Raw genomic sequence first — 9,306 nt, 5'->3', positions numbered from 1 at the left:
GACAGCGAAATCAACACCAGCCTCTGGCCCGGAAAAGATCAAAATGCCGAAAACAATGTAGAGGGTCAAATGACTGTCGAAGCTAAAAAAGAAACACTGGGTTTCCAAACCGAGGTCAAGCAACTTCTTCACCTCATGATCCACTCCCTGTATTCCAACCGCGAAATCTTTTTACGGGAGTTGGTCTCCAACGCTTCAGATGCTGCTGATAAACTGCGCTTTGAAGCATTGCATAACGATGGCTTACTGGAGAGCGATCCTAACCTGGATATCCGTGTGGATTTTGACCAGGAAGACAAGACCATCACCATTGCTGACAACGGCATTGGTATGAACCGTGAAGATGTCATTGCTCACCTGGGCACCATTGCCAAGTCCGGCACCGCTGATTTCCTGAAACAACTGACCGGTGACCAAAAGAAAGACTCACAGCTGATTGGTCAGTTCGGTGTCGGTTTCTACTCTGCTTTTATTGTTGCGGATAAGGTGACTGTAGAAACCCGCAAGGCCGATGCATCTGCTAAAGAAGCCGTTCGTTGGGTATCTGATGGTTCTGGTGAATTCACCGTTGAAGGCATCAGCAAGGAGAAGCGTGGTACCTCCATCATCCTGCACCTGAAAGAGGATGCTGAAGAATTTGCCGACGGCTGGCGTCTGCGCAACATTATCCGCAAGTATTCTGACCATATCTCCATGCCGATTCTGATGGTCAAGCAGGATATGTCTTCAGAAGAAGAAAAGCAGGAAGACCAGGCGCCTGAGTGGGAAACGGTGAATACTGCCAAGGCCCTGTGGACCCGTTCCCGTTCCGATATTTCTGAAGACGAGTACAAAGAGTTCTACAAACATATCAGCCATGACTTTGCTGATCCCATGAAGTGGAGTCATAACCGTGTTGAAGGCAAGCTGGAATACAACAGCCTGCTGTTCATTCCTGCCAAGGCCCCCTTCGATCTGTATAACCGTGACATGCAGAAAGGGCTGAAACTCTACGTTCAGCGCGTTTTCATCATGGATCAGGCTGATGAGTTCCTGCCCATGTACCTGCGCTTTATCAAGGGTGTGGTGGATTCTAATGATCTGTCTTTGAACGTATCCCGTGAAATCCTTCAGAAAGACCCGGCTGTAGACAGTATGAAAGGGGCATTGACCAAGCGTGTTCTGGACATGCTGGAAAAAATGGCCAAAAAAGAAGAAGAGCAGTATGCAGAGTTTTGGAAAGAGTTTGGCCAGGTTCTGAAAGAAGGTCCTGCTGAAGACTTCGCTAACCGTGAGAAAGTTGCCAAACTGCTGCGTTTTGCGTCCACTGAGAGCAAGGGTGTAGAGCAGGATCAGTCGCTGGAAGGTTACGTTTCCCGGATGAAGGAAGGTCAGGACAAGATCTACTACATTACTGCCGAAACCCACAATGCTGCAGCTAACAGTCCTCACCTTGAAGTCTTCAGGAAGAAGGGGATCGAAGTTCTGTTGTTGAGCGATCGTGTAGATGAGTGGCTGATGTCCCACCTGAACGAGTTTGATAGCAAACAGTTTGCTGACATTGCCCGTGGTGATCTGGATCTGGGTCAGCTGGACGACGAAGGCGACAAGAAAGCCCTGGAAGAAAGCGCCAAAGAGAAGGAAGACCTGCTTAAGCGTATCAAGGATGCTCTGGTGGATCAGGTTGAAGAAGTGCGTGTAACGCACCGTCTGACGGATTCACCCGCCTGTCTCGTCGTGGGTGAGCATGATATGGGCGCCCAGATGCGAAAGATCATGGAAGCTGCTGGTCAGGCCATGCCTGAATCCAAGCCTATCTTTGAAATCAATCCGGAGCATCCTCTGATTAGCCGTCTTGATCAGGAAGCTGATGAAGATCGTTTTACTGACCTGTGTCGTGTGGTCTTCGATCAGGCTAACCTGGCTGCGGGCGGCCAGCTGGATGATCCGGCCAGCTACGTTCAGCGTTTGAACAAGCTGCTGCTGGAAATGGCGGGCTAAGACAGTGTTGGAGCCGGAACTTTATGTAAGTTCCGGCTCCTGACTGTTACTTGGTCAGTTTTTTCAATGCTGCCTTTAAGTCCTCTCTGATATCCAACAAGCCGTTTTTCAAGCCGTGCTTCAGCTCATTCACCTCTTTTCTCACCGTCAATTTAACGCGCTCAGATCTTGAGTCCGTTTTCTTCCGTTTAAAATCAATGCTGGCCTGATTTGCCTCGTACCTGAGATCGCTGGCGGATCTCATGAAGTTCTTAAGCGTGAGCACCTGACAAAGGTAGTCGCTGACGGGCTTGAACTCCATGGCTACGTCCTCAAAAAACTCAGCTAGTTGATAAAGCAGGCTGCCCAGGCTCGGCATCAGTTCAACATTACGACTTTGGAAATGCCCTCTGACGGGTTGTTGAAAGTTGTTAGTCTCAGGATGCAGCCTTCCGGTGGGTTGACCTTCTACTTTCATAAACGATACCTCCCTGTTCGTTTTAATTCCTATTTGATTATAGAGCTGTTTAACGCTGTTTTGATGCTGTTCCGTTAGTTCAGATAACCAGTTGGTTATCATTATGCCGGTTAAACATTTAGATAACCCAGCTAAAATATACGGTTATAGTCGTAAGTATTAAGGCTGACTTCGCTAAATTACTTCAAGTTCAGTTCATCTTTCCGAGTTTTGATCTACGCTGTATTGAGTCTGATACAGGTTTTTCTGGTCAGTTCCCCTGTGACAGTGGCATTCATTCATGAAATCCTGTCGTAATGTTTTATTGTCAGAATGGCTGGCGATTCTGTTAGCACTTCTTGTGTTGTCGGGCTGCAGTATGCAGTCTTCTCCCATTCTTTATCCAAAAGGGCCGGTTTCAGAAACTGAACGGGATTTGTTGCTCTTGGCCACAGCCATCATGCTATTTACTTTGCTGCCCGTTTACCTGATTACTTTCTGGTCATGCTGGCGTTATCGAGCCAAGGGTAAGGGGGCCTATCAGCCAGATTGGCACAAGTCCATTTTTGTAGAAGTGTTTATTTGGGCCGGTCCGCTGGTCATTGTCGTTGCGATCAGTATTCTTGTTGTCATATACACTTACCGACTCGACCCCTACAAGCCTCTGGTCACTGGTGAAAAAGCGTTCAGGGTTCAGGCTATAGCACAGAACTGGAAGTGGCTTTTTATCTACCCGGATCAGCAGGTAGCGGTAGTCAATGAGCTGGCTTTTCCCAGTGAGAGGCCGCTGAATATTGAAATTACATCAGACACCGTCATGACGTCGTTTATAATTCCAGCCTTGGGTGGTCAGATTTATGCCATGGCCGGAATGACTACCTACCTGAATCTCAGGGCCTACGAACCAGGTCGTTTTTCTGGAAGAAATACCCAGTTCAGCGGTCGTGGCTTTCCCCATATGGTGTTTGAGGTCCAATCACTGTCTGAAGGCGACTTTTCGCAATGGCTCGATAAGGTCAAAAAAGCCAATAAACGACTGGATTCGATCAGTTATCAGAAGCTGCTCAAACCTGAGAGAAAACACCCGGTGGAATATTACTCCTGGGTTGAACCGGAGTTGTTCCGTCAAATCATTGCTAAATACACCGGAGCCAGTGGTGCCTTGCCCCTGCAAAAGCCCAGAAGTCTGGAGTAAACCATGTTGGGTAGACTGACCATTGACGCACTGCCACTCTACAGCTGGATCGCTGTGGGAGGTGCTCTTGTTACCGTGATGGCTGTGCTTTTGACGGCTCTGATCGTGACTTGGGCTGGCAAATGGCGCTACTTATGGGAAGAATGGCTGACCAGTGTTGATCATAAGCGGATCGGCATTATGTACATTCTGCTGTCGCTGGTTATGCTTGTCCGGGGTGTTATTGAAGCCATCATGATGCGAACCCAGCAAGCTATTGCTCTCAACAATGAAGGGTATTTACCGCCAGAGCATTTTGAGCAGATTTTTACAACTCATGGCACCATCATGATCTTTTTTATGGCTATGCCATTTCTTACCGGCCTGATTAATGTCGTCGTTCCCCAGCAGCTGGGTGCCAGAGATGTGGCCTTTCCCTTTATGAATTCAGTCAGTTTGTGGCTGACTGCTGCAGGGGCCGGACTGGTGGGGATTTCTTTGGTACTGGGCAAATTCTCAACGGCGGGTTGGACTGGGTATCCGCCTTATTCAGGCATTGGCTTCAGTCCGGGTGTTGGGGTGGATTACTGGATCTGGGCACTGCTGGTCAGTGGTGTGGGCAGCACCATGACCGGCATCAATTTCATAACGACCATTTTGAAATGTCGGGCTCCCGGCATGGAACTGATGCAAATGCCGTTGTTTGTCTGGACCGCCTTTTGCACCAGTATCCTGATGGCATTTGCTTTTCCTGCGCTGACGGTGGTGGCGGCTCTGCTTGGGCTGGACCGGACGTTAGGGATGCACTTTTTTACCAATGAGCTGGGTGGCAATATGATGAACTTTGCCAACCTCATCTGGATCTGGGGACACCCTGAAGTTTATATTCTGATTCTGCCAGCGTTTGGTGTTTATTCTGAAGTAACGGCGGTATTTTCCAAGAAAAGGCTGTTTGGCTACCGCTCTTTGGTCTACGCCACCATGGCTATTGGACTGTTGTCGTTCACGGTATGGTTGCACCACTTCTTCACCATGGGCTCCAGTCCAAACGTCAATGCCATATTTGGTATTGCAACGATGATTATTGCCGTTCCCACTGGTGTTAAAATATTTGATTGGCTGTTCACCATGGTAAGGGGGCGGATTGTTTTTCATCCTGCCATGCTGTTTACCATCGGTTTTATTATTACCTTTGTAATAGGAGGTATTACCGGAGTATTGCTGGCCATACCTCCGGTAGACTACCTGATGCACAACAGCACCTTTTTGGTGGCGCATTTTCATAACATGCTGATACCCGGTGCCTTGTTTGGCTACTTTGCCGGCACTCAGTTCTGGTTCCCAAAGGCCTTTGGATTCAAGCTTAATGAGTTCTGGGGCAAGGTGGTGTTTTACTGCTGGTTTATCGGTTTTTACCTCGCCTTTATGCCGCTCTATGCCCTTGGGTTATTGGGTATGCCAAGAAGGCTTGAGCAATATACTCATCCTGATTGGCAACCTTTCTTGCTGGTGGCCTTTACCGGCGCATGTTTTGTCTTGCTTGGCCTTTTCAGTGTCTTTATGCAGTTTTATGTCAGTATCAGAGACCGTAACGAAAACCGGGATCTGACCGGCGACCCATGGGATGGGAGAACCCTTGAGTGGGCCACCTCCTCACCTGCAGCACCCTACAACTTTGCTGTGATTCCAGACGTTAGCAACGTTGATGCCTTTTGGGAGATGAAAAATAAGGGGGAAGCCTATCATTTTCCTGATCAATACAAACCCATCATAATGCCCGCTAATACCGGAGCAGGCGTTTTGATTGGTCTGTTCGGGTTTTTAGTAGGATTTGCTTTCGTCTGGTATATATGGTGGCTCGCTATTCTCGCCATGATCGGTGTTATCGCAACACTGATCGTCAGAAGCTGTAATGATTATGGCGAGGAGATCATCACATCAGAAGCTATCATGGCCATCGAGAGTCAACGTAAAGCCCAATTGATGTCTCAGGGCAAATTGTGATTGTACGAAGAGCCCTCAGCCAGAGGAAAGCCTTAAGCCAAAGGAAAGCCTCATGAATCAGGATATGCTCCGACAAGTTATGTCTGAACACCGTGAAGACTGCCTTGATAACCGGGAATTCGGATTCTGGCTCTATCTGATGACAGATGCGATTATCTTTGCTCTGTTGTTTGCAACCTATGTCAGTATGTTCAGAAATACTGCCAATGGTCCTGAACCCATTCATCTTTTTGATCTCAAACATGTTTTTTTTGAAACCGCCTGTCTGTTGATCTCCAGTGTAACGTTTGGTTTTGCCTGGTTGGCTGCTATGAATAAAAAACGACCATCAGTGATACTATGGTTAATCATCACCATCGTTTTTGGTGTTGCTTTTGTCTTTCTCGAAGTCGTTGAGTTTTTAGAAATGATTCAAGAGGGAGCAGGCCCTCAAGCCAGTGGTTACTTGTCGTCATTTTTCACGCTGGTTGCTACCCATGGTATTCATGTGAGTATTGGCATGATCGGTATCCTGACGATGACTCTACAGGTCTTCATGAAAGGGCTGACGCCTCAGGTCTGCTCCAGATTGTTTCGCCTTGGTTTGTTCTGGCACTTCCTGGATATTGTCTGGATCGGGATTTTTTCTGTGGTCTACCTGCCGGTGTTCATATAGGAGGCAATCGTGCAAGCACATGAGCATAGCCTGAAGGACTATCTCAAAGGGTTGGTTCTGGCGATTATTCTGACGGCCATTCCTTTCTGGGTCGTCTGGTCTTCGGCTTTCCGGGCAAGAATACTGTTTGCCATTATCGCCATTTGTGCTCTGATTCAGGTGATGGTCCACTTACGCTTTTTTTTGAACATAAGCCTTAAAAATACGGGCAAGGACTATCTGACAGCCCTTTTTTTTGCTGGAGTTCTGATATTCATCATGGTGGGTGGAACCGTATGGATACTGTTTGATCTGAACTTCAGAATGATGTGAGTGAAAAGAGGGCAGAAGTCGTTTTACTACTTCTGCCGTCAGGCTGCCTCTGCGCCAGAAATAGAAGCATTCATTTTGATCAGTGAGCCAATGGCTGCCGCAGTAGCAACAAAGTCGCGGATGCCCCGGGTATTATTGCGGGAGATGAATCGAGTGTAATAAGCGAGTACCGCCGGGATAACACCGGCTGCACCATTATTAGGTGCAGTGACAACCCGGCCTACACAGGCATTTTCTTCATTGACGGACATGGCAAACAGGGTAACCCAGTCCAAGAGGTTGGCCATTTCGGGAGAACGATCAAAAGAATAGTTGCAGTGAAACTGTGTCCTATCCTGATTCAGGTTATAGAAGCAACAATAGAGTCAGGGTGATTATGACACCTAAACCAGTAATCTTTATGGCTTTGCCCGCAGATGAAGTGGGAACCTTGGTGGTACTGGAAGTCGAAATGGTACTGGAATTCATAATGAAACTGGAATCCGTCTTGTCAACTTGAGCGTACTCTGCAATGAGTGACGAGCAGACTTCAGAGTCAAAGAATAAAAGACCTTCCAGATTGACCAGTCCACTACAGGCAGTGGCTGTTGAGCCATTGATGGCACTCCAGATATTCGCGACCTGACCGGTTGTATAGAGGGTAGGTGTTGCTGTTAATACGGTTGGATTCAGGTTTGGCATGACAACGGATGAACCCATCAATTTTGTGCATTCAACTGCTGCCTGTGGCCATGGATGAATGGCTTTCAGACTGAATTCTTGTTTAAATTGTTGCCACGGAATGACGGCCTGCAGGTGATTGCAAGCCAGGGCCAGTTTAAGGGGGGTAAAGACGGTTATAGCTGTTCCTTTTACCCAGATCTCATTGCCTGCCAGATTATAACGAGAAAGTTCTGCATTAATATCTTTATGTCCTATAAGAACGAAACCTCCCTGTTGGGCAATAGCGCCGAGTAATGTGGAGCTGGCAATGTAGACCGTGTTTCTGAAGATATCCATACTGGTTCCGGGCCCAAGCATAAATTCACCCGCTTTTGCCATTTTGCCCCGGAAAGTGTTCCCAATAACAGCAATCCTCTTTGACTGGTTCCTGATGGCAGGAAGGTTAATATTTATCACCTCATCGGGAATGTATTCGCTGGTCGGCGTGTTGATAGTAGTACCTATGGCCGTGTTATTGATGAACCGCAGGCCCGGACCCGGGCGCATTGGATGAGCCGACGCATCCAGAGGTTCTTTGCAATCAAGGTCAACTGCCGCCTGGTTAGGAAGATTGAACTCGTTGTTTTCTAAAATCAGTCTCCGATTAAAACACTCTGCGAATAAAATAGTGTCAACTGGCCTGCGATTTCCGGTTCCAGTTGGCAGGAAAGTAATGTGTCTTATATGGCTGTCTTTTGTTTTTCTAAAATGGAAGTTGTCAGTGGCTCCAGCCCTGACCATATATTTTTTATTATAAGTTGGGTGAAGCATGATAACGATTTCAAAACCGTCATCAGCAGCGCCAAGAAGATCCTGACCATCCTTCAACACTATTTCTCTTCTAATAAAGTACTTAACCTGGATTTTTTCCGTCACGGGAGAAGCTGATGGAGAAGGTGTCACTGCCTGGACAGTACCGGACGAGAAGAGTATAACGGTGTTCTCAGGAATCTGTTTTATCTTCTGGTCCAAATCATCATCCGGGTTGGGAGTGAGAACAACGCACTGTCGATTGCGAACAAGGTGGCTGTATTGTTTTAACTGCTGCTCAACTCCCGGCGTTTGCTTTGTAAGAGACTGGCAGGAAACCGTTGGAAAGGGGTTCGTGGTTGGGGATTGAGTCGTAGCCTGAGCCCGTATGTTCAATGCCTGTAACAGGAGTATAGGAGCCATCAACCTGGTCAGATAATGCTGCCGCTTGATCATATACACGACTCCCGGGAAAGTGCGATAGGAGATCGGGAAGGCTGAACGGTTCCCCCGATTGGACGACCCCGTAGCGAGAAAGGCAGAAAATTGAGCATAAAATTCCGACTTGTTAAGGTGAATCGTGGATCAACTTGCTGAACTAGGAGGGATTTTTAGACCAATCTGATGTCGCCGCAGCAGAGCAGTCTATTCTTGGTCGGTCTCCCGGATGCTGTCTTCAAACTTCTGCAATGGCGCATGACCAGCTCCAAGAATAGTATAAACAGCAAGAAGTACAAAAAGAGTGAACAGCGTTCCCTGGCCAAGCCCTGCAAAGATAAAAACCCCTCTATACATCCTTGATATGGTCCCGACCTCTGTAGGGGACAATTTCGAGACAAAGCTTGATATGAAAGTGCGAATAATCAGCCCCCGGGGCTCGCTGGGTTTACGGGGGAGCTCCCTGCAAAAGTTGCCCGTTAAAAGATCAGTGCACAGTGAACAAAATGAACAGGCGAAGAATAATTCGCTTTGCGGTGGATAACTATAAAGATGCCTTAAGGGAAATCAAACTACACCCGGCGGCTAAAAAGGTATTCAAGCAAAGAAGGACAATGCCTGAACCTCATTACCTTATGTCAGTAGAGTGGGGGCAAGTCTGGTAAATGGCTTCACTGAATTTGATCTTTTCAGGCAGGGGTTTAAAAAAGCATTGTCATTTGGTGTGTTCTCCCATAAAATAACGTCATATTTCGGAAGTTATTGGTTTTAAAGGCTTTTATCTGAAATTAAATCTGTAGAGGCGAGTTAGCAAAGCGGTTATGCAGTGGACTGCAACTCCATTTAGACCGGTTC

At 47.4% G+C, this 9,306-nt stretch carries 7 protein-coding genes and 2 pseudogenes; 6 read left to right on the top strand and 3 right to left on the bottom strand.

Annotated elements, in window-relative coordinates; translation table 11 throughout:
- Positions 1–69: 69 nt before the first annotated feature.
- A complete protein-coding gene (gene htpG, locus KDK19_RS03675; RefSeq protein WP_257254879.1) occupies positions 70–1,980 on the top strand; it encodes a molecular chaperone HtpG in 1,911 nt (636 codons plus the stop codon).
- A gap of 46 nt (positions 1,981–2,026) precedes the next feature.
- Here the strand turns inward: htpG and KDK19_RS03670 are convergent, their stop codons facing one another.
- Positions 2,027–2,437, bottom strand: a complete 411-nt coding sequence (locus KDK19_RS03670; protein ID WP_257254834.1) for a hypothetical protein — start codon at positions 2,435–2,437, stop codon at positions 2,027–2,029.
- Between the two features lie 280 nt (positions 2,438–2,717).
- Here KDK19_RS03670 and KDK19_RS03665 point away from each other — a divergent pair, with 280 nt between their 5' ends.
- The 4 genes from KDK19_RS03665 to cyoD are packed head-to-tail and all read left to right on the top strand — an operon-like array spanning position 2,718 to position 6,561.
- Positions 2,718–3,611, top strand: coding sequence for a COX aromatic rich motif-containing protein (locus KDK19_RS03665; protein ID WP_257254833.1), 894 nt, complete (start codon positions 2,718–2,720; stop codon positions 3,609–3,611).
- 3 nt (positions 3,612–3,614) lie between these two features.
- Positions 3,615–5,594, top strand: a complete 1,980-nt coding sequence (locus tag KDK19_RS03660; protein ID WP_257254832.1) for a cbb3-type cytochrome c oxidase subunit I — start codon at positions 3,615–3,617, stop codon at positions 5,592–5,594.
- 52 nt (positions 5,595–5,646) lie between these two features.
- Positions 5,647–6,249 (top strand): cytochrome o ubiquinol oxidase subunit III, encoded by a 603-nt coding sequence (gene cyoC, locus KDK19_RS03655; RefSeq protein WP_257254831.1) that lies wholly within the window; start codon positions 5,647–5,649, stop codon positions 6,247–6,249.
- Between the two features lie 9 nt (positions 6,250–6,258).
- On the top strand, positions 6,259–6,561 hold the full coding sequence (gene cyoD, locus KDK19_RS03650; RefSeq protein ID WP_257254830.1) for a cytochrome o ubiquinol oxidase subunit IV: 303 nt from the start codon (positions 6,259–6,261) through the stop codon (positions 6,559–6,561).
- 47 nt (positions 6,562–6,608) lie between these two features.
- Here the strand turns inward: cyoD and KDK19_RS03645 are convergent.
- A pseudogene (locus tag KDK19_RS03645) lies at positions 6,609–6,839 on the bottom strand (L-serine ammonia-lyase, iron-sulfur-dependent, subunit beta); the annotation flags it as partial.
- Positions 6,840–6,906: 67 nt separating this feature from the next.
- Positions 6,907–8,469 carry a hypothetical protein gene (locus KDK19_RS03640; RefSeq protein ID WP_257254829.1) on the bottom strand — a complete coding sequence of 521 codons (1,563 nt, stop codon included), beginning with the start codon at positions 8,467–8,469 and terminating at the stop codon, positions 6,907–6,909.
- 440 nt (positions 8,470–8,909) lie between these two features.
- Between KDK19_RS03640 and KDK19_RS24270 the strand changes: the two are divergent.
- Positions 8,910–9,116 (top strand): annotated as a pseudogene (locus tag KDK19_RS24270) (transposase); the annotation flags it as partial.
- Positions 9,117–9,306 lie beyond the last annotated feature (190 nt).

It is taken from the genome of Endozoicomonas sp. ONNA1 (assembly GCF_024606325.1).
Classification (GTDB): Bacteria; Pseudomonadota; Gammaproteobacteria; order Pseudomonadales; family Endozoicomonadaceae; genus Endozoicomonas_A.
This window is presented reverse-complemented; position numbering and strand designations above follow the sequence as displayed.